The sequence below is a fragment of the Polaromonas sp. P5_D5 genome, assembly GCF_054049435.1.
Genome location: NZ_JBFUMJ010000006.1, coordinates 1 through 24222, shown reverse-complemented (window position 1 = coordinate 24222; position 24222 = coordinate 1). Strand labels below are relative to the sequence as shown.

The 24222-nt window shown below is 60.9% G+C and carries 21 protein-coding genes and 23 tRNA genes; 37 read left to right on the top strand and 7 right to left on the bottom strand.

Annotated elements, in window-relative coordinates:
- Nucleotides 1-85 precede the first annotated feature (85 nt).
- Entirely contained in the window at nucleotides 86-838 is a 753-nt protein-coding gene (locus ACXJKE_RS19830; protein ID WP_457282300.1) for a response regulator, read from the top strand.
- Between the two features lie 42 nt (nucleotides 839-880).
- Complete coding sequence (locus tag ACXJKE_RS19825) at nucleotides 881-3409, top strand: PAS domain S-box protein (RefSeq protein ID WP_457282299.1); 2529 nt, start codon at nucleotides 881-883, stop codon at nucleotides 3407-3409.
- A 157-nt stretch (nucleotides 3410-3566) separates the two neighbouring features.
- On the opposite strand, the gene ACXJKE_RS19820 is transcribed toward ACXJKE_RS19825, so the two are convergent.
- Nucleotides 3567-3998, bottom strand: coding sequence for a hypothetical protein (locus tag ACXJKE_RS19820; RefSeq protein ID WP_457282298.1), 432 nt, complete (start codon nucleotides 3996-3998; stop codon nucleotides 3567-3569).
- A gap of 475 nt (nucleotides 3999-4473) precedes the next feature.
- Here ACXJKE_RS19820 and ACXJKE_RS19815 point away from each other — a divergent pair.
- From ACXJKE_RS19815 to gph, 23 genes are all read left to right on the top strand, one after another.
- Nucleotides 4474-4549 (top strand) — tRNA-Gly (locus ACXJKE_RS19815).
- A 174-nt stretch (nucleotides 4550-4723) separates the two neighbouring features.
- A tRNA-Thr gene (locus ACXJKE_RS19810) sits at nucleotides 4724-4808 on the top strand.
- A gap of 8 nt (nucleotides 4809-4816) precedes the next feature.
- Nucleotides 4817-4894, top strand: a tRNA-Glu gene (locus tag ACXJKE_RS19805).
- 130 nt (nucleotides 4895-5024) lie between these two features.
- Nucleotides 5025-5115, top strand: a tRNA-Ser gene (locus tag ACXJKE_RS19800).
- A 10-nt stretch (nucleotides 5116-5125) separates the two neighbouring features.
- A tRNA-Gln gene (locus ACXJKE_RS19795) sits at nucleotides 5126-5204 on the top strand.
- Between the two features lie 10 nt (nucleotides 5205-5214).
- Nucleotides 5215-5289: transfer RNA gene (locus ACXJKE_RS19790), tRNA-Ile, on the top strand.
- A 21-nt stretch (nucleotides 5290-5310) separates the two neighbouring features.
- A tRNA-Arg gene (locus ACXJKE_RS19785) sits at nucleotides 5311-5389 on the top strand.
- Between the two features lie 21 nt (nucleotides 5390-5410).
- Nucleotides 5411-5490: transfer RNA gene (locus ACXJKE_RS19780), tRNA-Arg, on the top strand.
- A 27-nt stretch (nucleotides 5491-5517) separates the two neighbouring features.
- A tRNA-Pro gene (locus tag ACXJKE_RS19775) sits at nucleotides 5518-5593 on the top strand.
- 28 nt (nucleotides 5594-5621) lie between these two features.
- Nucleotides 5622-5697 (top strand) — tRNA-Asp (locus ACXJKE_RS19770).
- Nucleotides 5698-5777: 80 nt separating this feature from the next.
- Nucleotides 5778-5855, top strand: a tRNA-Leu gene (locus ACXJKE_RS19765).
- A gap of 11 nt (nucleotides 5856-5866) precedes the next feature.
- A tRNA-Leu gene (locus tag ACXJKE_RS19760) sits at nucleotides 5867-5951 on the top strand.
- Nucleotides 5952-5968: 17 nt separating this feature from the next.
- Nucleotides 5969-6045 (top strand) — tRNA-Trp (locus ACXJKE_RS19755).
- Nucleotides 6046-6054: 9 nt separating this feature from the next.
- A tRNA-Cys gene (locus ACXJKE_RS19750) sits at nucleotides 6055-6140 on the top strand.
- 14 nt (nucleotides 6141-6154) lie between these two features.
- A tRNA-Arg gene (locus ACXJKE_RS19745) sits at nucleotides 6155-6233 on the top strand.
- Between the two features lie 35 nt (nucleotides 6234-6268).
- A complete protein-coding gene (locus ACXJKE_RS19740) occupies nucleotides 6269-6454 on the top strand; it encodes a hypothetical protein (protein WP_457282297.1) in 186 nt (61 codons plus the stop codon).
- A 27-nt stretch (nucleotides 6455-6481) separates the two neighbouring features.
- Nucleotides 6482-6557 (top strand) — tRNA-Asn (locus ACXJKE_RS19735).
- A 13-nt stretch (nucleotides 6558-6570) separates the two neighbouring features.
- Nucleotides 6571-6645 (top strand) — tRNA-Ile (locus ACXJKE_RS19730).
- A 15-nt stretch (nucleotides 6646-6660) separates the two neighbouring features.
- Nucleotides 6661-6736, top strand: a tRNA-His gene (locus ACXJKE_RS19725).
- Between the two features lie 8 nt (nucleotides 6737-6744).
- Nucleotides 6745-6819 (top strand) — tRNA-Lys (locus ACXJKE_RS19720).
- A 27-nt stretch (nucleotides 6820-6846) separates the two neighbouring features.
- Nucleotides 6847-6919: transfer RNA gene (locus ACXJKE_RS19715), tRNA-Val, on the top strand.
- Between the two features lie 35 nt (nucleotides 6920-6954).
- Entirely contained in the window at nucleotides 6955-7515 is a 561-nt protein-coding gene (locus tag ACXJKE_RS19710) for an HNH endonuclease (protein WP_457282296.1), read from the top strand.
- Nucleotides 7516-7815: 300 nt separating this feature from the next.
- Nucleotides 7816-8526: a phosphoglycolate phosphatase gene (gene gph / locus ACXJKE_RS19705; RefSeq protein WP_457282295.1), complete on the top strand. Its 711-nt coding sequence runs from the start codon at nucleotides 7816-7818 to the stop codon at nucleotides 8524-8526.
- A 44-nt stretch (nucleotides 8527-8570) separates the two neighbouring features.
- On the opposite strand, the gene ACXJKE_RS19700 is transcribed toward gph, so the two are convergent.
- Nucleotides 8571-9158, bottom strand: coding sequence for a chalcone isomerase family protein (locus tag ACXJKE_RS19700; protein ID WP_457282294.1), 588 nt, complete (start codon nucleotides 9156-9158; stop codon nucleotides 8571-8573).
- A 443-nt stretch (nucleotides 9159-9601) separates the two neighbouring features.
- On the opposite strand from ACXJKE_RS19700, the gene trpE reads away from it, so the two are divergent.
- From trpE to trpD, 6 genes are read left to right on the top strand one after another with little or no spacing between them, the layout of a single operon-like run.
- Nucleotides 9602-11101, top strand: a complete 1500-nt coding sequence (gene trpE / locus ACXJKE_RS19695; protein WP_457282293.1) for an anthranilate synthase component I — start codon at nucleotides 9602-9604, stop codon at nucleotides 11099-11101.
- On the top strand, nucleotides 11098-11418 hold the full coding sequence (locus ACXJKE_RS19690) for a chorismate mutase (RefSeq protein ID WP_457282292.1): 321 nt from the start codon (nucleotides 11098-11100) through the stop codon (nucleotides 11416-11418). Before trpE ends, ACXJKE_RS19690 begins: the two co-directional genes overlap by 4 nt.
- A 3-nt stretch (nucleotides 11419-11421) precedes the next feature.
- Nucleotides 11422-12003 (top strand): aminodeoxychorismate/anthranilate synthase component II, encoded by a 582-nt coding sequence (locus tag ACXJKE_RS19685; RefSeq protein WP_457282291.1) that lies wholly within the window; start codon nucleotides 11422-11424, stop codon nucleotides 12001-12003.
- Between the two features lie 60 nt (nucleotides 12004-12063).
- Nucleotides 12064-13113, top strand: coding sequence for a low-specificity L-threonine aldolase (gene ltaE / locus ACXJKE_RS19680; protein WP_457282290.1), 1050 nt, complete (start codon nucleotides 12064-12066; stop codon nucleotides 13111-13113).
- A gap of 12 nt (nucleotides 13114-13125) precedes the next feature.
- The gene (locus tag ACXJKE_RS19675) at nucleotides 13126-13776 is read left to right on the top strand and encodes a LysE family translocator (protein ID WP_457282289.1); all 651 of its coding nucleotides are present in this window, start codon (nucleotides 13126-13128) and stop codon (nucleotides 13774-13776) included.
- Nucleotides 13777-13817: 41 nt separating this feature from the next.
- Complete coding sequence (trpD, locus tag ACXJKE_RS19670) at nucleotides 13818-14858, top strand: anthranilate phosphoribosyltransferase (protein ID WP_457282288.1); 1041 nt, start codon at nucleotides 13818-13820, stop codon at nucleotides 14856-14858.
- Between the two features lie 23 nt (nucleotides 14859-14881).
- Here the strand turns inward: trpD and ACXJKE_RS19665 are convergent, their stop codons facing one another.
- The 4 genes from ACXJKE_RS19665 to ACXJKE_RS19650 all read right to left on the bottom strand — a co-directional run bounded on the left by ACXJKE_RS19665 (nucleotide 14882) and on the right by ACXJKE_RS19650 (nucleotide 19860).
- Entirely contained in the window at nucleotides 14882-15943 is a 1062-nt protein-coding gene (locus tag ACXJKE_RS19665) for an ABC transporter ATP-binding protein (RefSeq protein WP_457282287.1), read from the bottom strand.
- Between the two features lie 57 nt (nucleotides 15944-16000).
- Nucleotides 16001-17899: an ABC transporter permease gene (locus ACXJKE_RS19660; protein ID WP_457282286.1), complete on the bottom strand. Its 1899-nt coding sequence runs from the start codon at nucleotides 17897-17899 to the stop codon at nucleotides 16001-16003.
- A gap of 73 nt (nucleotides 17900-17972) precedes the next feature.
- On the bottom strand, nucleotides 17973-19013 hold the full coding sequence (locus ACXJKE_RS19655; RefSeq protein ID WP_457282285.1) for an ABC transporter substrate-binding protein: 1041 nt from the start codon (nucleotides 19011-19013) through the stop codon (nucleotides 17973-17975).
- Nucleotides 19014-19080: 67 nt separating this feature from the next.
- Nucleotides 19081-19860, bottom strand: a complete 780-nt coding sequence (locus ACXJKE_RS19650; protein WP_457282284.1) for an inositol monophosphatase family protein — start codon at nucleotides 19858-19860, stop codon at nucleotides 19081-19083.
- Nucleotides 19861-20043: 183 nt separating this feature from the next.
- Between ACXJKE_RS19650 and trpC the strand changes: the two genes are divergently transcribed.
- Nucleotides 20044-20850 carry an indole-3-glycerol phosphate synthase TrpC gene (trpC, locus tag ACXJKE_RS19645; RefSeq protein ID WP_457282283.1) on the top strand — a complete coding sequence of 269 codons (807 nt, stop codon included), beginning with the start codon at nucleotides 20044-20046 and terminating at the stop codon, nucleotides 20848-20850.
- 11 nt (nucleotides 20851-20861) lie between these two features.
- Nucleotides 20862-21593, top strand: a complete 732-nt coding sequence (locus ACXJKE_RS19640) for a uracil-DNA glycosylase (RefSeq protein WP_457282282.1) — start codon at nucleotides 20862-20864, stop codon at nucleotides 21591-21593.
- 78 nt (nucleotides 21594-21671) lie between these two features.
- Here the strand turns inward: ACXJKE_RS19640 and ACXJKE_RS19635 are convergent, their stop codons facing one another.
- Nucleotides 21672-22787 (bottom strand): patatin-like phospholipase family protein, encoded by a 1116-nt coding sequence (locus ACXJKE_RS19635; RefSeq protein ID WP_457282281.1) that lies wholly within the window; start codon nucleotides 22785-22787, stop codon nucleotides 21672-21674.
- Nucleotides 22788-23129: 342 nt separating this feature from the next.
- Between ACXJKE_RS19635 and ACXJKE_RS19630 the strand changes: the two genes are divergently transcribed.
- The 4 genes from ACXJKE_RS19630 to ACXJKE_RS19615 form a co-directional block, all read left to right on the top strand.
- Nucleotides 23130-23215 (top strand) — tRNA-Tyr (locus ACXJKE_RS19630).
- 117 nt (nucleotides 23216-23332) lie between these two features.
- Nucleotides 23333-23406, top strand: a tRNA-Gly gene (locus ACXJKE_RS19625).
- Nucleotides 23407-23470: 64 nt separating this feature from the next.
- Nucleotides 23471-23545: transfer RNA gene (locus ACXJKE_RS19620), tRNA-Thr, on the top strand.
- Between the two features lie 91 nt (nucleotides 23546-23636).
- Nucleotides 23637-24222 (top strand): GTP-binding protein (locus tag ACXJKE_RS19615; RefSeq protein WP_457282280.1); only part of this gene is annotated, 586 nt, incomplete at its 3' end.

Genomic DNA, 24222 nt, shown 5'->3' with positions numbered 1-24222 from the left:
TCCTTACATCGCAAGCCACTAGAATCAGAATGCATTCAGGCTCATGCCACGACTGTTACCCGTTACCCGCGAAAGGACATCCACAGTGCATCCAAACAACATTTATGCGGTTACACCCAAAGGTCAACAGGAACTGCGCAGTGCCGCCACGTCGATTTCGCAGCCTGAGATTGAATTGCTGGTGCGCCTTGATGGCATCCTGACGGTCGCGCAGATCCGGCAGAGCATGGGTGAAGCAGGCAGTGCCACAGTAGACGGCACGCTCGATCTGCTCTATGCCAAGGGGCTCGTGGAAATGGTTCAGCCCGATCCGTTTGCGGCCTCACTGCAACTCCACCTCAGCCCGTTGGCCCTGACAGCGGCGGACGCGGAAGCCGACTCCTGTGCGGCCACGCTCAAGAAGTCCAACTATTACGTGCGTATTGCGCGCAAACGCGGAGCACCCCGTGCCCACGCAGCTGGCGAACGCCTGTCAGTTGTTATCGTGGACGACGAGGAGCACCTCGCCAAATTTCTGCAAAGTTATCTGACGTTCGAGGGGTTCGACGTTCGCACGGCCGGTTCCCGTGCCGAGATCGTGGCGGAATTTCGCAAGCAGCCGATTCCCGATCTGGTGCTTCTGGACGTGATGCTTCCGGATGCGGACGGCTTCGACATCCTGCTGCGGATTCGCTCCCATCCCGTGCTCAAGGACGTTCCGGTCATCATGCTGACCGCCAAGGCAACGCGGGAGTCCGTGCTGAAGGGCCTGGCGGGTGGTGCCGACGGGTATGTCACCAAGCCTGTAGAGACGGAATCACTGATTCAGGCCGTCCGCACCGTGCTGGGCACCCAATAGCACGCCTTTGCGGCGAACAGGCCTGAAGAAGCTCCAAGCGCCATGAAAATGCCCTTTCGCTCAAGCATCAACGTGGCCCTGTGTGCCGGAATGGTCCTGATCGCCCTGAGTATTGCGGCATCCTATGTCACCATCAATTCGCTGATTAGCGATGCGCAGAGTGAAAGTGAAGCGCGGGAAAAGGCGCTCGTTCTCCAGCGCGTGGTTTCTGGATTCAAGGCGACGGAATCCCTGCAGCGGCGTTATTTGCTGACCAATGCCCCCAGCGACCTGGCTGACTACCGGCAGTCCCTTGCACAGATCCAGCAGGCGCTCGAAAGCATGCGGCCCGGCCAGGATGTTGTCACCTCCGCTGCAGATTGGCTTGCACTGAAAGATGCGATCACGCGAACGGTCGGCTTGATGGAACAGACTGTTACGGCACGCCAGCAATCCGGTCTGGAAGCCGCTATTGCCGTCGTGGGTGGCCCCTTGAACCGCCAGCTCCACGATGAAATCGAAATCCTGGTTGGCCGTATCAAGGGGGGTGAAGAGTCAGCCCTTGAACGCACCAAGGCCGAAACCCGCCAGACTGCTCAAACCGTCAAGCAGCTGATTTTGATGGGCGGACTGCTGTCGCTCAGCATATTTGGCTGGGCGATCCAGAGGATTCTCCGGACGCAGGAAAAGCGCCGCCGTGCTGAGGCGCAGCTTTTGGACAGCGAAGCCATGAGCCGGGCCGTGACTGAGAGCATGGCCGAAGGGCTGGTCACGGCAACGGGCGAAGGCCTGATCGTCCACGCGAACAGCGCAGCACGTCATCTTTTTGGTTACCGGCTCGAAGATCTGGTTGGCCAGGAGGTCACCATGCTGCTGCCGACGCGGTACCGCATGGGGTTTAGTGCCTTTTTCTCCGGGCTGGGCGGCCGCCAGCGCGGCTTCCGGGAGTGGGACGTCAAGATCCTGGGCCAGCGCCACGACGGGACCGAATTCCCCGTCAATGTGTCCTTTGGCGATGTCAATGTGAGCGGAAAGCGGCTTTTCACGGCCATCATTCACGACATCTCCGAGAGCGTGCGCATTACCGAGGCTCTTCGCAACAGCGAGGAACAATTGCGCCAGCTGACCGATACCGTTCCGGCCCTGATTGCCTATATCGACGGAGGGCAGCGCTTTCAATTCCACAACCGCGCCTACGAAGAAGCGTTTGGTTTGAAAGCCGAACAAATCGAGAACCGGCCGATGCAGGAAGTGCTGGGGGCCGAACTGTATGACCAGGTCAGGGTGCATGTACGCGAAGCACTTTCCGGTTACTCGGTGCGTCATGAGTTCGAGTATGTGACAGCCGGCGGTGACCGCCGCGAATACGTCATGAACTACTTTCCCCGATATGGGGAAGGTGATGAGCAGGACATGGTCATCGGGTTTTCCTCGCTTGGGACGGACGTCACCGAGCTCAAGCGTATCGACCGCATGAAAACCGAATTTGTTTCAACCGTCAGCCATGAGCTGCGCACGCCGCTGACGTCAATACGCGGGTCATTGGGACTGGTATGGGGCGGTGTGGCCGGCGAAATTCCGGAAAAAGCCAAAAACCTCGTAGGCATTGCCCAAAGCAATTGCGAGCGGCTGATCCGGCTGATCAATGACATTCTCGACAGCGAGAAAATCGAATCAGGGAAGATGCGTTTCGAGCTGCAGGCGCAGGAGCTTGAGCCATTGCTGGAGCGGGCCCTGGCAGATAACGAGGGCTTTGCCGCTCAACACGGCGTCAAGCTGGCCCTGCATAGGGCCGAAAATTCCCTGCAGGTCTGCGTTGACAGCGACCGGTTGATCCAGGTGGTGACCAACCTGTTGTCCAATGCCATCAAGTTTTCTCCTCCGGAGGGGACGGTCGATGTGACTGTGCGCAAGCGTGGCCGTCGCGCCCGGGTGGAGATCTCCGATAAGGGCCCCGGGATTCCCGACGAATTCCGGCAGCGCATCTTCCAGAAGTTCTCGCAGGCCGACTCCTCCGACACCCGCCAGAAAGGCGGGACCGGGCTTGGCCTGAGCATTTCCAAAGCCATTCTTGAGCGCATGGAGGGCAACATCGGTTTCACGACCGAGAGCAATGCGGGAACGACGTTTTACTTTGATTTGCCCGAATGGCGCGAAGCACCCCCTGTCACCGCACCGGTGGGGCTGTATGCACGTCCCCGCGTGCTGGTGTGCGAGGACGACCCGGATGTCGCCAAGCTTATCGGCATGATCATGGACAAGGGCGGGTACGACGCGGACATGGCGCATACCGCGGATCAGGCACGCGACTACCTCAAGATGGAGACGTATGCCGCCATGACGATGGATATCAAGCTGCCTTATGAAAACGGCCTCACCGTTGTTCGTGAGCTGCGCGCCAACAAGCGCACCGCCACGCTACCGGTGCTGGTCTTGTCGGTTATCGCTGCAGAGGCCCGGCAGCATGCCGAAAACCAGTCGCTCGGCGTCTCGGAGTGGCTTGAAAAGCCGCTGGATGAGCAGCGCTTGCTGAAGTGCATCAAGCGCGCCATCAAAAGCCGCTCCAACGGGAAACGCGGGGGCGTTCTTTGATGGCACCGGCGCTGTGCCGTCTGGACCGCGATCTGGAATGAAGAAATAAGTATCTCCAAATCGAGGCTTTGAGCGGGTAATGCAGATTTTGCGAGATGAGGTTCCGCCGGCGTTGTTGCAGTCCTCACCCCTCAGTATCCGGCCCGGCAGAAATTCGTCATTTGTCACCGGGCTTGGCCATGTGGGATAGATCATCTCCAGTCTGTCCACCAAAGCCCCGCTTCGCAAGTTGCATCAGCAGCCGCCGGCCCTTGGCATCCGTCGTCCGCCACGCAATGCGGGCGAGTTCGATAAAAGCGTTTTCTGCAGGATTGATTGCGTCTCCGCCGTGATCCGTATCCATCCAGCCTTTTGGCTTTCCGGACTTGCTCTCGATCTGCGCGGCCGCTGCATCGCCGATGTTCCGCGCGGTGCCCTTTGCGTCACCCTTGAACTGGCTCAGTCCCCCGGCGCTGAGGCCGAGCTGTCTGGCGATACGGCCCAGCATGCCGACAGGTGATTCGCCGGCGGCCAACTCCTTCTCACTGAACTCCCGAATGATGATCAGCAGGTTGTTGCGCCGGTTTCTATTGACGTTCTCGGAGTCCATGTGACGTGGTTGCAACAATCCAGATTATTTTGCATCGACCCGTTGACGACGGTGTAAAAAGATTTTACATTACCTTTCATCGCTACTTTGACATCAACCCTTTCCACGCACTCATCATGAAACCGATAGCCGCCAACGCAAGAAACAACACCCCCGTCTGGGGCGGTGCTGCCGTGCGTCGCCGTGACGTTCATCTGGGCCAATGCCGTGGGCTGAGTTCTTTTGCGTTGTCCATTTTGCGGACCGCCATGCCCAAGCAGAACCACGAGGATTCCACACAACCGGGAGAAGGAGACGCCTGAGCGTACCTTCTAAATCTCTGACACCCAGAGGCCCGGTATCCGCAAGGAACCGGGCCTTTTTGTTTTTCCCTGACGGTGATCGTGCCGTCGATGCGCTTCAAGCGCGGGAGTCTTTAAAAATTTGCAGCGGGACAGCAGCCAAACACTGGATGGCAGCGAGTCCCGCAAAAATTGCGGACATAGCTCAGTAGGTAGAGCGTGAGCCTTCCAAGCTCAATGTCGTCGGTTCGAAGCCGTCTGTCCGCTCCATTTCGGGTGTGCCTGTTTCACGTCACCTGCGCGAGACCGAGGAGACGGTCTGGTGGCGTGTGTGCTGGCAGCCGGGGTTCATGGCCCCGGATATGCAGTGCAGTGGGAGACCCTCGGTCGGTGTCATGCCGTCCGCCCACATGCAGGTACAGCCGAAATGGATTCAGTTTTTTCGCCCGCGCAGCTCAGTCGATGGAGCGGTAAGGCAGCCGCCTTGTAAGCGGCGGGTCGGCCGTTCAAATCGCGACCGTGGGCGCCAGGGTATTTGTCACGTTCGTCTAGCTGGCTCAGGACACAAGGTTTTCATCCTTGTAGACAGGGGTTCGAATCCCCTACGTGACGCCAACTCCAGCGCTGGCAGCCAGGTAATTGGCTGGCAGCTGTTCAGTAAAGAAGCGCAGTGCTTGCAAGAGCGTAGTGCGGAAACCGGCCTCAAAGATAGGGTGGCACCGGAACTCGTAACCGGGAATTTTTGGGAAGATTGGCCGAGAGGTTCAAGGCACTCGCTTGCTAAGCGAGAGCCCATGAAAGTGGGCTCATGGGTTCGAATCCCTTATCTTCCGCCATCTCTTTGATGGGCCGTTCGCCAAGCTGGTCCAAGGCATCGGGTTTTGATCCCGACATTTCGGTGGTTCGAATCCATCACGGCCTGCCATTTTTTTTCGGGTTGCATAGCTCAGTGGTAGAGCAGCGGGCTCATAACCCGCCGGTCGTTGGCTCGGTCCCAACTGCAACCACCACCTGCATCACCCAAGCCATTTGCGTGCATGGCTCAGCGGGACTCAGAGCGCGACCCTCCGGAGGTCGAGGCCGGCAGTTCGAGTCTGCCTGCGTGCACCAGCAATAACCCAATAGATTTTTCTCGCGTTAGCTCAGTCCGGAATCAGAGCATCTGCCTACGAAGCAGAGGGTCAGAAGTTCAAATCTTTCACGCGAGGCCATTCAGTTTTCATTCAGCTCGATTCAATCCGTGTGTGGCGCAGTTGGTAGCGCGCGTGCTTTGGGAGCATGAGGTCGCAGGTTCGAGACCTGCTACACGGACCATCTTCATTCCGGTCTTCTTCATTCTTTTGGTCTGTTAGCTCAGCTGGTAGAGCACTTCCCTGTCCAGGATGTGGTCACGGGTTCGATTCCCGTACAGGCCGCCACCATTCATGCCGTGCTACCTCGGTCAATGGATCGATAACCCCATGCGCCGGTTCGAATCCGGGCTGGACACCAGATAAATGCTCAAGTGGCGGAATCGGAAGACGCGCCTGCTTCAAAACCAGGTCTTTTGGGAGTTCGAGTCTCCCCTTGAGTACCAGAACAGTTTTAGCCCCGGTGGTGGAATGGGAAGACACACTGGCTTTAGAAGCCAGCGCTTTCGGGCATGCCGGTTCGATGCCGGCCTGGGGCACCATTTTTTTAGATTTTCATGGGTGTGTAGCTCAACCAGGCAGAGCAGCGGCCTCCAAAGCCGAAGGTTAGAAGTTCGATTCTTCTCGCGCCCGCCAGCGATTTCCGGCGGTGTACCCCAGTGGTCGAAGGGAGCGGATTGCAAATCCGCCTGCGTCAGCACGCGTCAGTTCGAATCTGACCACCGCCTCCATCTCATTACTTTCAGCGCCTGTAGCTCAGCCAGGAAAGAGCGCTGGGCTTCTACCCCGGTTTGTCGGCCGTTCGAATCGGCCCAGGCGCGCCACATTCCCCGTTCAACCAACCTCAAGGAGATTTGCCATGACAACAAGAATCACAGCGGCCTCCCGGAGGGTGGCCAAACCCCGCGGTCGCATTGTTCGTGCCTTGCTGCGCAGCATCGTCGCCGCCGGCAGCGCGCGGCATCGTCACGTCTTGCCGAAGCGCGGAGATGCACAAGATGACCGCGACCTCGATCAGCGCGTCCGCGAATGCGGCGAGTGGTGAGCACGCCTGGTTCCCTCTCCCCGTTAGTCCACGATAGCTCAGCTGGTAGAGCGCGCGACTGTTAATCGCGTCGTCCCTGGTTCGACCCCAGGTCGTGGAGCCAATTTTTTCTTCATAGCCGCATAGCTCAGTGGTAGAGCAGTGCCTTGATAAGGCACAGGTCGCTGGTTCGATGCCAGCTGCGGCTACCAATTTTCTTTTTTCTGGTGCAAGTGGCGCAGTTGGCAGCGCAGCGGGATGTGACCCCGCGGGTCACCGGTTCGAGTCCGGTCTTGCACCCCACCCCCCCTGCGGGCATAGCTCAGAGGAAGAGCAACCGGCTTTTAACCGGTAGGTCGAGATTTCGAAATTCTCTGCCCGCACCACTCGTCATTCAGCTCTTCGGTTTTTTCGGCTCTTTAGCTCAGCAGGTAGAGCAGCGCCCTTACAAGGCGATGGTCGGGAGTTCGATCCTCTCAAGAGCTACAAAATTCATTCTTTTCACCTTACAGGAGGCCACGATGCATCACGTTCTGCAGCTCGACATCCAGGGGACGCCCCAGGCCTGGATCACGGCTGAAGATGCGGCGTTGCACTATGCCACCGGTACTGTGGCGTGGGAGGAGGGCGACAGCCCCCTCGTCACGCTTCGCGGTGGGTGGAATGTGGCGCGTGGCCGGCAATCGCTGATGGTCATCCAGCCCATCATCGCCCTGCGCGGTTCGCCGCGGCGCAACCTGTTTGAGGTCACGCCGGCCGTATCGAAACCCAAGCTGTTGCGACGGGACCGTTGCACCTGTGCTTATTGCGCTCAGGTCTTCCTCGAAAAAGATCTCGAGGCCGAGCACATCATTCCCGACAGCAAGGGTGGAGCCTACAGCTGGACCAACCTGGTCAGCGCATGCCGTTCGTGCAATGCCCGAAAAGGCGCCCGCACCCCCGAGCAGGCTGGAATGCCGCTGGTCTACCTGCCTTACGTTCCGTCGCTGTGGGAAGACTTCCTGCTGCGCGGCCGCAATGTACGGGCCGATGTCCATGAGTGGCTGGCCGCCCGGCTGCCCAAAGGATCCAGGCTGAATTGAGTTCAGCAGCCGAAGCGGCGCGTCGCGAAAGTGGTGCGCCGCTTTTTTATTGCCGATAGTCCCCTGGATCATCGGCATGCCGTCCAGCATGCCTGTGCGCGGCCCACTGCCGCCATATGGCAGGATCGGCCCGGAGTCACGGCGGCAGAAGGCAACAGGCTATCTGCCTTTAAGATCAACCCGATGAGGTACTGGCGGTGACTGGTCTTGGGGAGAATTCCTGTGCCAGGAATGACCCACCCGTATCATCAGTTCGGGCCGCTATCTGTTTTGAGCGTTACTGCCTTGTATTGAACCCTAATGATTTTTGACAACGACCGTGTTGACGCTGCCATCATCGACCTGGATGGCACCATGGTCGATACCCTTGGCGACTTTGTGGCTGCCCTCAACCTGATGCTGGCCGAAATGCTGCCGGGCCACCCGCCGGCGTTCGGGCTTGATGCTGCAGCAGTGGAGCGCATGGTTGGAAAAGGCTCGGAGCATCTCGTCAAGACCACGCTGAAATATGTCCAGGAGAAGATGGGTATTGCGCTGACAGCTATCGATTTAATAGCGCTTTACGATGCGGCCTACGTCGCTTACCAGCGGCACTACACCCGCATCAATGGCTGGCACTCCACGGTTTATCCGGGTGTCCTGGAGGGCTTGCATGTGTTGCAGCGGGCGGGATTGCCGCTTGCCTGCCTGACCAACAAACCCCTGGCGTTTGCCCGTGAGCTGCTCAAGCTCAAAGGCCTCGACGGTTTTTTTGCGGAGGTGTTTGGCGGGGATTCATTCGAGCGGAAAAAGCCCGACCCGTTGCCCTTGCTGAAAACCTGCGAGAGCCTCGGTACTTCGCCTGCCCGCACGCTGATGATTGGCGACTCCAGCAACGATGCCCGGGCCGCTCGGGCAGCGGGCTGTCCGGTGTTGCTGGTGACGTATGGGTATAACCATGGCGAGCCGGTTCGCGCTGTGGATGCCGATGGCTTCATTGACTCGCTGGCGGAGCTGCGGTTTCAGAAATGACAACGGGGCTTGCGCCCCGTTGAGAGAGTGTGACTTGCGCCGCTTCAGGCGGGTTTGCCGAGCATCGCGTCCTTCAGTTTCCAGTCGGCCGGTTGCGGGCCCAGCCAGATGCGCAGAAGTGCGGTGAAGAACTCTGCTTCCTTGAATGGATCGCCTTGCGGTTTGCCTTTGACCGTGATGATGGTGCCGGTGCCGGGAATCCAGTCAATGGTGAAGTTGTCCCCGGCCACCAATTTTTTCTGGCTGGCGAATATCTGTCCCATCTTGATCAGCCCGGGAATCAGCTTGGACATCTCGTTTTTCGGCGTGTTTTCTTCAAAGGCTTTGGTGAAGCTCTTGCCGAGCTCGTTCGAATCAATTTCGCGCAGCAGCGTGATGCTGACCCGTTTGGGACCCGGGGCCGCGTAGACCTCTTCAGGAGTCACTGCTTTTTTTCCGAGATAGAGCGCGCCGACATAGACCTTGAAAACCGCTTTATAGCGAACGCCTGCGCCGTTCAGGTGGAGCTTGGCGCCGCTCACCTCGACCGGGTCATCGAGCTTGATGCCTGAAACTTCCATAGGGTCGGCCAGGGCGCTGAACGACAGTACCAAACCGGCCAAGCCAGCCATGCATCGCGTTGTCAAAGTCATGAATTTATCTCCAGATAATAGGGGAAATAGAACGAGCGTTCTTTTTTATGGGTTCATTTTGGGTGCGGCTACCCTCCCTTACAAGAGGGTTTGCGAGATAAGCATTACTACCAGTTGTTGTAACTTTGCCAACTGCGCTGGCCTGGAGGCCTCGATGGGCCGCTGTTTGCTACACTTTGTCCTTCATGTTCATTCATCACGTCATTCAGACAGGTTGTGCAGGCCGGGGAGCCTGGCCCTGGCGTACCTGTCATTTCTCGCACGCCTGAGGCGCACGCGGGCTGGCACACTGCCACTTGCCCGTGTATCTGCCGCGGTTTTTGCGACACCCCCCTTGATGCGCTCCGGCCCTGCCGGAGCATCCCGGCCCCATGCTTCGGGGTATTTTGAATGACAGGTGGCTACGCCTTTGAGCGCGTTGCCTCCTTGCGAAGGACTCATCCGTGATCACAGAACTCGAATTTAAAAGCCTGGCCGGCCAGGGCTACAACCGCATTCCCTTGATGGTCGAGGCGTTTGCCGACCTCGAAACACCTCTTTCCCTTTATCTCAAGCTTGCGCATTCCAGAGACGGCGGCAAGTTCAGCTTCCTGCTGGAATCGGTAGTGGGGGGCGAGCGGTTCGGCCGCTACAGTTTTATCGGCCTTCCCGCGCGCACGCTGGTGCGGGCATCCGGTTTTGGGCCAGATACCCTGACCGAAGTGGTGACGGACGGCAAGGTTGTGGAAACCTCCAAAGCCAATCCGCTGGACTTCATCAGCGACTACCAAAAGCGTTTCAAGGTCGCCCTGCGGCCCGGCCTGCCGCGCTTTTGCGGCGGCCTGGCGGGGTACTTCGGCTACGACACCGTGCGTTACGTCGAAAAGAAACTCGAAGCCTCCTGCCCGCCCGACACACTGGGCTGCCCCGACATCCTGTTGCTGCAGTGTGAAGAGCTCGCCGTGATCGACAACCTGTCGGGCAAGCTTTACCTGATTGTTTATGCCGACCCGGCGCGGCCGGAGGCCTACGCGAATGCCAAAAAACGCCTGCGCGAACTCAAGGACCAGCTGAAGTATTCCGTCAGCGCGCCGGTGGTGAAACCGTCGCAGAGTTATCCCGCTGAGCGTGACTTTGCCAAGGCAGACTACATCGCCGCCGTGGAACGCGCGAAGCGGTTGATCGAAGCCGGCGACTTCATGCAGGTGCAGGTCGGCCAGCGCATCAAGAAGCGTTACACCGAGTCCCCGCTGAGCCTGTATCGCGCGCTGCGTTCATTGAACCCCTCGCCCTACATGTATTACTACCATTTCGGCGACTTCCACGTGGTGGGGGCGTCTCCTGAAATTCTGGTCAGGCAGGAAAAGGTCGATGAGGGGCAGAAGATCACGATCAGGCCGCTGGCCGGCACGCGGCCCCGTGCCTCTTCGCCTGAGGCCGACAAGGCCGTGGAACACGAACTGGTGAACGACCCCAAAGAGCGCGCTGAACACGTGATGTTGATCGACCTCGCCCGCAACGACATCGGCCGCATCGCCAAAACCGGCACAGTGAAGGTCACCGAAGCCTTCGCGGTCGAGCGCTACAGCCACGTGATGCACATCGTCAGCAATGTCGAGGGCACGCTGCTGGACGGCATGTCGAGCATGGACGTGCTCAAGGCCACCTTCCCGGCGGGCACGCTCACCGGCGCGCCCAAGGTCCATGCCATGGAGCTGATCGACCAGCTCGAGCCGACCAAGCGGGGCCTCTACGGCGGCGCCTGCGGCTACCTCAGCTATGCCGGCGACATGGATGTGGCGATCGCCATCCGCACGGGCATCATCAAGGACCAGACGCTGTATGTGCAGGCGGCTGCCGGTGTGGTGGCCGATTCCGTGGCCGAACTCGAATGGATGGAAACCGAAGCCAAGGCGCGCGCGCTGCTGCGGGCGTCCGAGCTGGTGGAGGAGGGCCTGGAATGAGCACGCTGTCCCATCCCGTCATAGAGCATTGCGACACCATGGCCGATGTGCGCCGCCACATCGATGCGCTGGACGACCGCATCGCGCCGCTGATCGCCGAGCGCAGCGCTTATGTGGCGCAGGCCGCGCGCATCAAGCAAAGCGCCAGCCAGATTGTCGACAACGCACGCATCGAGTTCATCGTTGATCGTGTGCGTGCACAGGCCCGTGCGGCCGGCGCCCCCGAGGCCATCATGGAAGCGACCTACCGCGCCATGATTGCCGCATCCATTGATTTTGAGCGCGGCGAGTTCACACGCCTGCGCCAGGGAGACTGAACCATGAAGCGCACCAAACTCCTGATGATCGACAACTACGACAGCTTCACCTATAACATCGTCCAGTATTTTGGCGAGCTCGGTGCCGAAGTCGAAGTGTTTCGCAATGACGAGATCACGGTGGCCGAAATCGCCGCGCGCGCTCCTGACGTGCTGGTGGTGTCGCCCGGTCCGTGCTCACCGGCCGAGGCCGGTATTTCGGTGGCGGCGATCCAGCATTTCGCCGGCAAGCTGCCGATTCTGGGCGTCTGCCTGGGCCACCAGGCCATAGGCGCCGCTTTTGGCGGCAAGATCGTGCGCGCCCAGCAGCTCATGCACGGCAAGACCAGTGTCATCACCACCACACAGCAGGGCGTGTTCGCCGGGTTGCCTGAGCAGTTTGTGGTGAACCGCTACCACTCGCTGGCGATCGAAAAAGAATCGTGTCCCGACGTACTGGCCGTCACGGCGCGAACCGACGATGGCGAGATCATGGGTGTGCGCCACACGGAGTTGCCGATCCAGGGTGTGCAGTTCCATCCGGAATCCATCCTCACCGAGCACGGGCACGCCATGCTGAAAAACTTCCTGGAGCAGACGGCATGACCCAAGATGCTATTACTTTGATAGCTGGTCGCGCTTATTCATATTGCCCTGGGGGCAAAAATGACTGATAAAAGAGTCGTTGACCTGCGCAGCGATACCGTCACCCGGCCCACGGCCGCCATGCGTGAGGCCATGCTGGCTGCACCGCTGGGTGACGACGTTTTCGGCGACGACCCGGCCGTCAATGCGCTGCAGGAAAAGATTGCCGGATTGCTGGGCTTTGAGGCCGCGCTCTTCGTGCCCACCGGGACGCAGAGCAATCTTTGCGCGATCCTCTCCCACTGCCAGCGCGGTGACGAATACATCGTCGGCCAGATGGCGCACTGCTACCGCTGGGAAGGCGGCGGCGCGGCGGTGTTCGGCAGCGTGCAGCCGCAGCCGCTGAACCACCACACTGATGGCACGCTGGCGCTTGCCGAGATCGAGGCAGCGATCAAGCCCGACGACGCGCACTTCGCGCGCACCCGGATGCTGGCGCTCGAGAACACCCTGGGCGGCAAGCTGCTGCCGTTTGCGTATGTGCAGCGGGCGACCGTGCTGGCGAAGAAGCACGGCCTGGCCCGCCACCTGGACGGTGCGCGGCTCTTTAACGCCGCTGTGGCGCAGGCTGCGCAAACGGGCAGCAACCCGCTGGCGGAGGCGCGCCGCATTGCGGATTGTTTTGACAGCGTATCGGTTTGCTTCAGCAAAGGCCTGGGCGCGCCGGTAGGTTCGGCCCTGTGCGGCTCGCGCGAATTCATCGCGCGGGCGCACCGCATCCGCAAGATGGCCGGCGGCGGCATGCGGCAGGCGGGCATGCTGGCTGCAGCAGCGTCGCATGCACTGGACCACCATGTCGGACGTCTCGCGCAAGACCACGCCCTGGCCAAATACCTGGCCGACGGCCTGGCGGGCATTGACGGCCTGCAGGTAGAGGCACCACAGACCAACATTGTGTTTGTCGACCTGACCGGCGCGGCGCGGGACCGGTCCGCTGCCTTGCTCAAGCACCTGGCCGGCCAGGGCATTGAGGCCACGGGGCTGTACCGCCTGCGTTTTGTCACCCATCTGGACGTGGACACTGCCGGCGTGGACCGTGCCATCGCTGCCATCCGGCAGTTTTTTAACTGAAAGGACTTAGCCATGCCTGACTTTCAACACCTGTTGCTTTTCATCGCGGCTGGCTGGCTGCTGAACCTGACGCCGGGCCCTGATGTGCTTTACATCGTGACCAATTCACTGCGCTCGGGCGCGCGCGCCGGCATTGTTGCCGGCCTCGGCATCACGGCTGGCTGCTTCGTCCACATCTTCGCGGCGGCCGTGGGCGTCGGTGCCTTGCTTGCCACTTCGGCCACGGCATTCACCGTGCTCAAGTGGATAGGCGCGGCGTACCTGCTGTGGATAGGTGCGAAAATTTTGTTTTCCAGGGCACCGCAGGCCACCACCGACCTCGCCGCGGCGGCTGCCGCCCAGCCGGAGCGGCGCCTGAAAGCCGTCTTCATGGGAGGCTTCTGGACCAATGTGCTGAACCCCAAGGTGGCGATTTTTTTCCTGGCCTTCGTGCCGCAGTTCATCGCCCCCGGCACCGACAACAAGGCCCTGGCCTTTGTTTTGTTGGGGGTGCTGTTCAACCTGAACGCCATTCCGGTCAATTCGGGCTGGGCCCTGGCCGCGGCCTGGATGGCCCGGCGCGATGCCGTGCAGCGCGGGATGCACTGGCTGGACCGTGCAGCCGGTGCCATGTTCATTGCCTTCGGCCTCAAGCTCGCCTTGACCGACCATCCAGCGAGCTGAGTCATTTTCTTCCAGCCCAGAATAAAGAAACGAGACACGCCATGCCCAACACCCACAAGATCACTCCGCAGGAAGCCCTGCAGCGCACCATCGAACACCGCGAAATCTTCCACGACGAAATGCTGCACATCATGCGGCTGATCATGAGCGGTGAGATGTCGCCCGTGATGATGGCCGCGCTCATCACCGGCTTGCGCGTCAAGAAGGAAACCATCGGCGAGATCACGGCCGCCGCGCAGGTGATGCGCGAGTTTTCGACGAAAGTCAATGTGGCCGACAAGACGCATCTGGTCGATATCGTAGGCACCGGCGGCGACGGCTCGCACACCTTCAACATCTCGACCTGCTCCATGTTCGTCGCGGCGGCGGCTGGCGCCAAGGTCAGCAAGCACGGCGGGCGCAGCGTCAGCAGCAAGTCGGGCAGCGCTGATGTGATCGAGTCGTTGGGCATCCATATCGGCCTGTCGCCTGAAGCCATTGCGAAATGCATCGACGAGGTCGGTGTGGGCTTCATGTTTGCGCCCAACCACCATCCGGCCATGAAGAACGTTGCGCCCATCCGCAAGGAACTCGGCGTGCGCACCATCTTCAACATCCTGGGCCCCCTGACCAACCCGGCCAGCGCGCCCAACATCCTGATGGGCGTGTTCCATTCGGACCTGGTCGGTATCCAGGTTCGCGCTTTGCAGCGCCTGGGCGCCGAGCACGCGCTGGTGGTCTACGGCAAGGACGGCATGGACGAGGTCAGCCTGGGCGCGGCCACCGTGGTTGGCGAGCTCAAGAACGGTGAAATCACCGAGTACGAAATCCATCCTGAAGACTTCGACATGCCTATGGCCAGCAACCGCGCATTGCGCGTAGACACCCCCGAGCAGTCCAAGGCCATGCTGCTGGGCGTGCTGGACAACCAGCCGGGCGCGGCGCGCGATATCGTGGTCCTGAACGCCGGGGCGGCGCTGTATGCCGCCAATGTGGCCGACTCCATGAAGGCTGGCATCGTGCTGGCGCGTGCGGCGCTGGAGTCGGGCGCGGCCAGAGCCAAGCTCGATCAGCTGGTCAGCCACAGCCAGAAGCTCGCCTGACGGCTTGCCGGCTGCGCAGCTATCTATTCCCGTGCGGTCACGCGCGCGTCGGTTGCGGCGAAATGCAGGCCGACCGTGCTGCCTGGTTCGGCCACGCTCAGCAGGGCGTCACTGAACACCAGCAATTCACCCAGCGGCGTGAGCACCACACTTTCGATCCGGCTACCCAGATAAGCCTGCCGCAGGACTTTTCCTGTCAGCGTGCTTGCTTCCAGTTCGCCGATACGGATGCGGTGCGGGCGTATGGCCAGCGCCACAGCGCCGTCCGGCATGCCTAGCGGCGGCACCACCCGCACATCAACCTGGTCGGCGCGGAAGAAATGCTGGCCCTGCAGTGTGACCAGTTCGCCGTTGATCAGGTTGGCGTCGCCGATGAAGTCAGCCACAAAACTTGAGACGGGCGCTTCGTACAAATCGCGCGGCGCGCCCATCGTTGCAATGCGTCCCTTTTGCATGACCACAATGCGGTCCGACACCGCCAGCGCTTCTTCCTGGTCGTGCGTCACGTAGACCACGGTGAGCTTGAGGTTCTGCTGAAGGTCGCGGATGTCCTGGCGCACCTTGCGGCGCAGCTTGGCATCCAGGTTCGACAAGGGCTCGTCAAACATCAGCACGGCCGGCTCCAGCACCAGTGACCGTGCCACTGCCACACGTTGCTGCTGCCCGCCGGACAGCTCCGACGAGAGCCGGTCGGCGTAATCGGCAATGCCGAGCAGATCCATCTTGGCTTTTGCCAACGCCACGGCCTGCGGTTTCTTCATGCCGGATGCGAGCAGGCCGTAACACACGTTCTCCAGCGCACTCATGTGCGGGAATAACGCGTAGGACTGGAAAACCAGGCTCACGTCGCGCTGGTTGGCCGACCTGCCGGTCACGTCCCGTCCATCGATGCGGATCACGCCCTCGGAAGGTAGCTCCAGGCCGGCGATCAGCCGCAGCAGTGTTGTCTTGCCGCAGCCGGAAGGCCCCAGCAAGGTCACCAGCTCTGCCTTGTCGATGGTGAGATCAAGCGGATGCAGCGCAACCACCTTGCCGAAACGCTTGACGACGCCTTGAAACTCCACAGCGGCGGGGGACGGGGTCATGGCAGGGCCTGTTAAAAAATAAGTGAAACGAAAAAGATGTGACGATGGCGCAGAGGCTCAAGCGGTCGACACCGCGCGCCGCCCCAGCTCCGCATTGCCAATGAAGCGCTGGATCAGCAGGACACAGGCCAGCATGATCACGATGAGCACGGACGAATAGGCAATGGCCAATGCGTATTCGCCGACTTCGACACGGCCCGCGATGTAAACCGTCGCAAGGTTGTGCTGGGCGGTCGCCAGGAAAATCACCGCGCTGACGGCTGTGATGGCATGCGTAAAACTGAACACCAGGCTGGCAATGATGGCCGGGCGCAAGAGCGGCAGGATGACCCGCGCGAACGTGCGTGATGTGCTGGCGCGCAATGTGGCGGATGCTTCGTCCAGCGACCGGTCAAGCTGCGACAGGGCTGATACCGTGGCCCTCACGCCCACCGGCATGTTGCGAAACACCAGGCACAGCACGATGATGGCGAAGGTGCCGGTGAATTCAAGGGGCGGCACGTTGAAGGCGACGATATAGGCCACGCCGATGACGGTGCCCGGCACGGCGAAGTTCACCATGGTCAGGAACTCGAAGGCCCGCCGACCCTTGAATGCATGTCGGCTCACGACATAACCTCCCAGCAGGCCCAGCGCGGTGGTCAGGGGTGCGGCAACAGCGGCAACGCCGAGCGTGGTGAACAGGCTGTTCCACGCCGAGCCCGAAAACACCAGGCCCCCGGCGCCCCAACTCAGCCCAAACCCGGTCTGAAAGTGCTGCAGCGAGGGCGTCAGGTCAAACCTTCCGATGTCCTTGACCACGCCACCGATCAGGATGATGCCGTATGACAGCACGGTCAGCGCGACCCAGGGCAGAACCAGCGCCAGCGCCCCCCACTTGACGCCGGTGGGCAGTGCGGCGGGCAGGCCGCTATCGCCTTTTCCGCTCACGGATGTATAGGAAGCTTTGCCGATCCAGCGCTGCTGCAGTGCAAAGATGCCGACCGTCAGCAGCAGCAGGGTGACGGCGAGGATGGCGGCGCGCGAAGCGTCGTGCTGCGCCCCGGCGATGGCGAAGAAAATCTTCGTCGACAGCACCTCGAAATTTCCGGAGAGCACCAACGGGTTGGCAAAGTCCGCCAGGCTTTCCACAAAGCCCAGCAGGAAGGCATTGGCAATGGCGGGGCGCACCAGGGGCCAGGTCACGGTGCGAAATACATGCCACGGCGAACCCCTCAGCACCTGGCCGGCTTCTTCCAGCGTCGGGCTGACCAATCGCAAGGCGCCGCTGATCAGCAGGAAGGCCAAAGGCGTAAAGCAAATCACCTGCGCCAGCAGTACGCCCGGCAGGCCGTAGATCCAGCGCGACCTTGCAATGCCGAACCAGTCGCTCATCAGCTGCGTCACCATGCCGGTGCGGCCGAAGAGAATGATGATGGCCAGGCCGATGACGAAAGGCGGCGTGACCACCGGCAGGATGGACAGCACGCGCAGGCTGCCGCGAAAACGCTGACCGCCGCGCTCGGCCAGCAGGGCCAGCGCAAAACCGAAAAGCGTGCTTCCGATGCCTGCAAGGGTGGCCAGCACGATGGAGTTGATGGCCACGCCGCAACGGACGTTGCCGGCGATGCAACCCGCGCCCCAGATGTCCTCGCTGAAAAACCGGGCGGCGGCAGTCTGGATCAGCCAGTTCCCCCGCTCGTCCACAAAAGCCGCCAGCAGCATGCGCCCGATTGGGTAGATGACAAAAATGGCCAGCAGCAGGGACAGGATGCAGACAATGCCGGAAATGGCGGCATCACTCTTGAAAGCGCCGGCGCGTGTTGCCAGTAGGCTTGCGACGGCGGCCAGCACGCACCCGCCGGCAACATAAGCTGAGCTCTGGGTCCACGGCATCAGCAGCACGCCCGCTGCAATGCCCAGTGCTGCCAGCAGCCAGCTCAGCGGATCAGCCCGCACGCGTGGGGCGGCTGCCATCACTGCAATGGGTGTAGTCAAGGTGCGACGTGATTCATCAGTGAGCAATGGAATTGCGGGATGTGCTCAGCGCTCACTTGGGCAGTGCCCCGATGTCCTTGTCCCATTTGCCCAGCAGGCGCGAGCGTTCGGCCGAAGCGCCGTACTTGGCGAAGTTGTAGTCGATCAGTTTGACGTCGGCCAGCTTGGGCGCCTGCGGCGGCAAGGATGCTTTTTTATTGGAGGGGTTCTGGTACGAATGCGCGACCGTGGCAATGTCCTGCGCTTCAGGTGTCAGGGCCCAGTCGTACCATTTTTTGGCGTTGGCCAGATTTTTGGCACCCTTGATGATGCTCATGCTGCCGATCTCGTAGCCCGTACCCTCGCACGGTGCGACCACCTTCAGGGGCGCGCCTGTCACGGCGTGCGTGACGGCGTCGTGCAGGAAGGTGATGCCGATCATGCTTTCGCCGGTGGCTGCCGCACGGGCCGGCGCAGCGCCCGACTTGGTGTATTGGTTGATGTTGCGATGAAGGGCCTTCAGGTAGTCGAACGCCTTGTCTTCTCCCATGATCTGCACGAGTGTGGCGAGCAGCGTGTAGGAAGTGCCCGAGGAGTTGGGGTTGGCGACCTGGACTTCCCCCTTGAACTCCGGCTTGATGAGATCTGCCCAGCATTTGGGTTCGGGCAATTTGCGTTTGGCCAGCTCGACGGTATTGAAGCTGAACCCCAGGGCGCCGGCATAAACGCCGACCGTGCGGTACTTGGAGGCCTCGGCTTGCCGTACTGCCCAAGGGTGCAGGTCGGCCAGTTTGGGCGATTTGTAGGGCTCGGTCAGACCTTCTTCAGCGGCCTGAAGATGAGGGTCGCCCGTGCCACCCCACCACACGTCACCGCGCGGGTTGGCTGCCTCGGCCTTGATCTGGGCATAAGTTTCGCCCGAGCTCTTGCGTGTCATTGACACCTTGATGCCGGTGGCCTTTTCGAAGGCGGTCACCATGGGCCGGCACCATTCTTCCTGGACGTTGCAGTAAACCACCAGTTCTTCGGCTGCGCGGACCGAAGGCGATATCGCGCACGCCATGGCCGCCAGAAGCAATCCCGGAACGAGTGATTTGAATGTGAACTGTCTCATCTATGTCTCCTTCTTTATGTCGTCAATAGCGCCTGGGGGTGCGGCGTTGAGGCCACCTTAGCAGCCGTCAGCGCAGCGGTATACCCGTTAAAACGCTTAGTTCGGAGGCCAGCCTGGCGTTGGTGGCCAGCACCGCGCTACCTTGGGTCAGTCCGCCTTCGGCCCAGAAATCGTTAACGCGGCCGCCTGCCTCGCGCACCAGCAGCAGGCCAGCCGCGACGTCCCATGAATTGATATGCGCTTCGGCGTAGGCTTCGCAGCGCCCGGCGGCCACATAGGCCAGCCCCAGCGCGCCGGAACCCGCGCGGCGCACCGAACAGCCCGCATGCATGCACTGGCTGACCAGCGCGAGGTAGGGGTCTGGCGACAGGCGCGAAGACCAGCCAATTTCGACCGTGGAGGCGGCCAGCTCGGCCAGCTCGCTGACCTGGAGCCGAACGCCGTTGCACCATGCGCCATGGCCGTTTTGCGCGATGAAGAGCTCGTCGTGCATGGGCTCATAGATGGCGCCGGCTTCGAGCTCGCCGTTGACCATCAGGCCCAGGGAGATGCAGAAATGCGGGATGGCCCGGGCGAAATTCGCCGTTCCATCCACCGGGTCGACAATCCAGAGGCGAGCTGTGCCGCCGGTTTCTCCTCCTGCTTCCTCCCCCAGCACGGCGTCTCCCGGAAAGCGCCGTTCGATCTCCGCGCGCACATACTGTTCTACCGCACCGTCGGTGACGGTCAGGTAGTCCTGCCGGCCCTTGAGCGAGTAGGCGGGCTTGTCTGGCGCGTTGAAGGCGTCGCGCATCATGGTGCCGGCCGAACGGACAATTTCTTCAATGGCATCAGTGAGTGCGGTCATGGGAAGGGTGTAGGGGATATCCGATGGAGGTCGCCTTGTGTGCGAGCCGGGTCAGGCGTGGCACCTAAAGCGGGTAAAACGAAATGTTAGTGCCGGGGCGTATCCGGCTGTAGCGGGTTTGCGCTAAGACGCCGCGAAACCTGGCCCTGCGAGTCGCCCGGCCGCATCTGCCAAAATCGGGGCATGTCCGATATCCTGAACCAAATCATTGCCGTCAAGCGTCAAGAAATTGCCGATGCCATCCGCCGCAAACCGCTGGACGTGATGCGCGAAGATGCCGAATCGCGTGTCCTGACGCGTGACTTTGTGGGTGCGCTGCGCGCCAAGATCGCAGCGGGTCAGCCCGCGGTGATTGCCGAAATCAAGAAGGCCAGCCCGTCCAAAGGCGTGCTGCGCGCCGACTTCATTCCAGCCGACATCGCGCAAAGCTATGCCGAAGGTGACGGCGAGATCAGCGCCGCCTGCCTTTCGGTGCTGACCGACAAGCAGTTCTTCCAGGGCAGCATTGATTACCTGAAGCAGGCGCGGGCCTCCTGCAGTCTGCCGGTGCTGCGCAAGGACTTCATGGTGGACCCTTACCAGGTGTATGAAGCGCGCGTCATGGGCGCTGACTGCATTTTGCTGATTGCTGCCTGCCTGGACGACGCGCAGATGCAATCGCTTGAAGCGCTGGCCATGTCGCTGGACATGGCGGTGCTGGTCGAGGTACACGACGAAGCCGAACTGGAGCGTGCGCTCAAGCTCAAGACGCCGCTGATCGGCATCAACAACCGCAACCTCAAAACTTTCGAGGTCTCGCTGGACACCACGCTGGGCATGCTGGCCAGGGTGCCGGCGGACCGCCTGCTGATTACCGAGTCGGGCATTGCCACGCCGGCGGACGTGCAGCGCATGCGTCAGGCAGGTGTGAATGCATTCCTGGTCGGCGAGGCCTTCATGCGCGCGGAAGAACCCGGCCTTGCACTGGCTCAATTGTTCGGTAAAAGATAGGCTGTAAAGCCATGAACCAGCTGCTTGACGCCATGAAGGCGCCTTTGCCCAACCGGCTTACCACTGCTGACCCCGCCGCCTGGCCGGTAGCGCCCGGCTGGCGGCCGACCACCGATGCATTTTTTGGCAGTCCCACCGGCGAGAAGTTGCTGGGCTTTCTGCGAGGCCGCCTGGCGGAGGGTGTGACGATCTTTCCGCCGCAGCCGTTGCGCGCGCTGGAGCTTACGCCGCCCGAAGAAGTGCGTGTTGTCATCCTCGGTCAGGATCCGTACCATGGGTTGGGCCAGGCCGAGGGGCTGGCGTTTTCCGTCGCACCCGGTGTGGCCCTGCCGCCCTCGCTGCGCAACATCTTCAAGGAGTTGCAGCGCGACCTCGGGACGCCGCCGCCCCAGTTTCCGGTGCCCGGCGGCAGCCTGGTGAAGTGGGCGACACATGGGGTGCTGTTGCTCAACACCTGCCTGACGGTCGAGGAAGGGCTGCCGGCCAGCCACGCCGGCAAGGGCTGGGAGGTATTGACCGATACCCTGATCCGCCAGGTGGCGGAAGGCGACCACCCGGTGGTGTTCATGCTGTGGGGTGCACATGCCCAGAGCAAACGGTCGTTGATTGATGCGAAGCGTCACAAGGTGCTGGTGGCCAACCACCCGTCGCCGCTGTCGGCCATGCGGCCACCCTTGCCCTTTATTGGTTGCGGCCATTTCTCACAGGCGCGCGACTGGCGTGATGCACACCCAAAGGCCTGATTTGCTATTGTTTTAATAGCTGCTCGCGCTTGTCCTGTTTGGTTTGAAGGCCGAAAATCCATAAATTCTGAAGATGGGCTAAAACTCCGCCGGAAGGCTGCCCACGTAGTCGCGCCGGATATTGACCGTGCTTTGCAGGCCCAGCGCCTCGAAATGGCGGCGCAGCCAGCGTTTGGCCGCGCCCTGGCCCATCTCAAACAGTTTTTCGATCATGGCCGTATCGGCCGACATCTTGCTGGACGAGGGCAGGCTTTCCAGCGCCTCGCCGCCGTCGATGCGGTGCAGCAGCAGGCTCTTGTATTTCTCGCCCTCCTGCAAGCGGCCATCGGCCAGCAGGCGGTTGATGAAATCGATGGTCCGCATCTGGGACAGCAGGCTGGCGTTGAAGGTCAGCTCGTTCACCCGGTCTGCGATGTCGTGAGGCGTGTGGGGAATCTCGGGGCGCCGCAAGGGGTTGATCTGGACAACGATGATGTCGCGGCTGCTGCAATCACTGATGAGCGGCAGCAGCGAGGGATTGCTCGAAAACCCGCCATCCCAATAGTGCTGGTCGTCAATTTCAACCGCCTGAAACAGCGTGGGCAGGCAGGTGGACGCCATCACCGCCTGCAAAGTCAGGCGTTTGCCGGCAAAGATTTCTGCCCGGCCGGTGGTGACGTGGGTTGCCGATACGAAAGCCTTGGTTGTGTGCATGGCCGCAATGGCGTGAAAGTCGATTTCTGCCTCCAGCAGTTTGCGCAAAGGGTTGATGTCCAGCGGATTAGACTGGTAGGGTGACATCCACTGTGTCATTGCACTATTCATTAAGTTTGCACTCACTTTGTTAGCGGCCCAGCCCCCAATGAGCATCTTGCTGATGCTGTCAGCCATGGAGCCGAGGCTGCCCATGGCGGCAACGCCCTGCCAGACCCGGCTGAGCGACGCACGTGCCGCCTCCCGCGGGTTGGTTTTTTCGGGGGAATTGTCTTTTTGGGCGGTAGCGAATCCGTGTGCCAGCGCTACGGCGTTGACCGCCCCGGCGCTGGCACCGCTGATGCCGTCAAACTCGATGCGCTCGTCCGCCAGCAGGGCATCCAGCACGCCCCAGGTGAATGCACCGTGCGATCCGCCGCCTTGCAAAGCAAGATTGACCCGGCGCAGGGAAGACGGCTCAGCGGGGGAGGAAGGCAGTGCGGGTACGGTGACAGTGCTCATGCGTAGACGGTCTCACGTTATCCAGGTTGGCCGGTGGCGCGGGAGGGTGCCCGGGACGGCAATATCCATGCGACTCACTCTGGCATTGATGAAAGGCTGCCACATCATGCCCGAAGCCTGGCCGCAGCCGCCACGGGAGTGCGGCAGGGTCTGGGGATTAGGGCCGGACCGGGTTATGCCGCGTTTTCGGGGGCTTTCCGCGGTACCCACGGGCATCCCGGGGTGAAGGTTTGGTCGGGAGATGCGCTGGCGAGGCATGCGGCAGCTTTTTTTAATGCTTTTTGCCATGCCTTGGCATTTCGTCCGACATAAAACCGTGGCATAATCCGAGGTTCGCTTGAAGGATGGGTGCCCGAGTGGCTAAAGGGGGCAGACTGTAAATCTGTTGGCTAACGCCTACGCTGGTTCGAATCCAGCCTCATCCACCAGATTTTGTTTTGATTTTGGCAAGCGGGCGGCGCAAAGTAATCACGTAAAAGTGTGTCGCGTAAAGCGTGTTTTGGGTCGTAAGTGATTTTGGTGTGAGTTGAATTTGGCAGAGCTGCGCGGGAGTAGTTCAATGGTAGAACCCTAGCCTTCCAAGCTAATGACGCGGGTTCGATTCCCGTCTCCCGCTCCATAAAGCTGCTTTATGGTTCTGCTTTTGAATCTTGCGCCGGGTTGCAATTATGGTTTTGAGTTCAGCCCTTTTGGCTCAGTGGTAGAGCACTCCCTTGGTAAGGGAGAGGTCGCGGGTCCGATTCCCGCAAAGGGCACCAAATTTTGAGTCGGTGTGGCGTACGAGGCGCTGTTGCTGGCTGTAGTGGTAACTGGTTTTGTAACTCTTTATAAATTTCTGGAGTTGAAAAAATGGCAAAAGGTAAATTTGAGCGGACCAAGCCGCACGTCAACGTAGGCACGATTGGCCACGTGGACCATGGCAAGACGACGCTGACGGCGGCGATCACGACCGTTCTGGCATCCAAGTTCGGCGGCGAAGCCAAGGGCTACGACCAAATTGACGCGGCGCCCGAAGAAAAAGCGCGCGGCATCACGATCAACACCGCCCACGTCGAGTACGAAACGGCCAACCGCCACTACGCCCACGTCGACTGCCCAGGCCACGCCGACTATGTGAAGAACATGATCACCGGCGCCGCCCAGATGGACGGCGCTATTCTGGTTTGCTCCGCCGCTGACGGCCCCATGCCCCAGACCCGCGAGCACATCCTGCTGGCCCGCCAGGTGGGCGTGCCTTACATCATCGTGTTCCTGAACAAGTGCGACATGGTTGACGACGCCGAGCTGCTCGAACTCGTCGAAATGGAAGTGCGCGAGTTGCTCGACAAATACGATTTCCCCGGCGACAAGACCCCCATCATCCACGGCAGCGCCAAGCTCGCCATGGAAGGCGACAAGGGCCCCCTGGGCGAAGAAGCCATCATGAAGCTGAAGC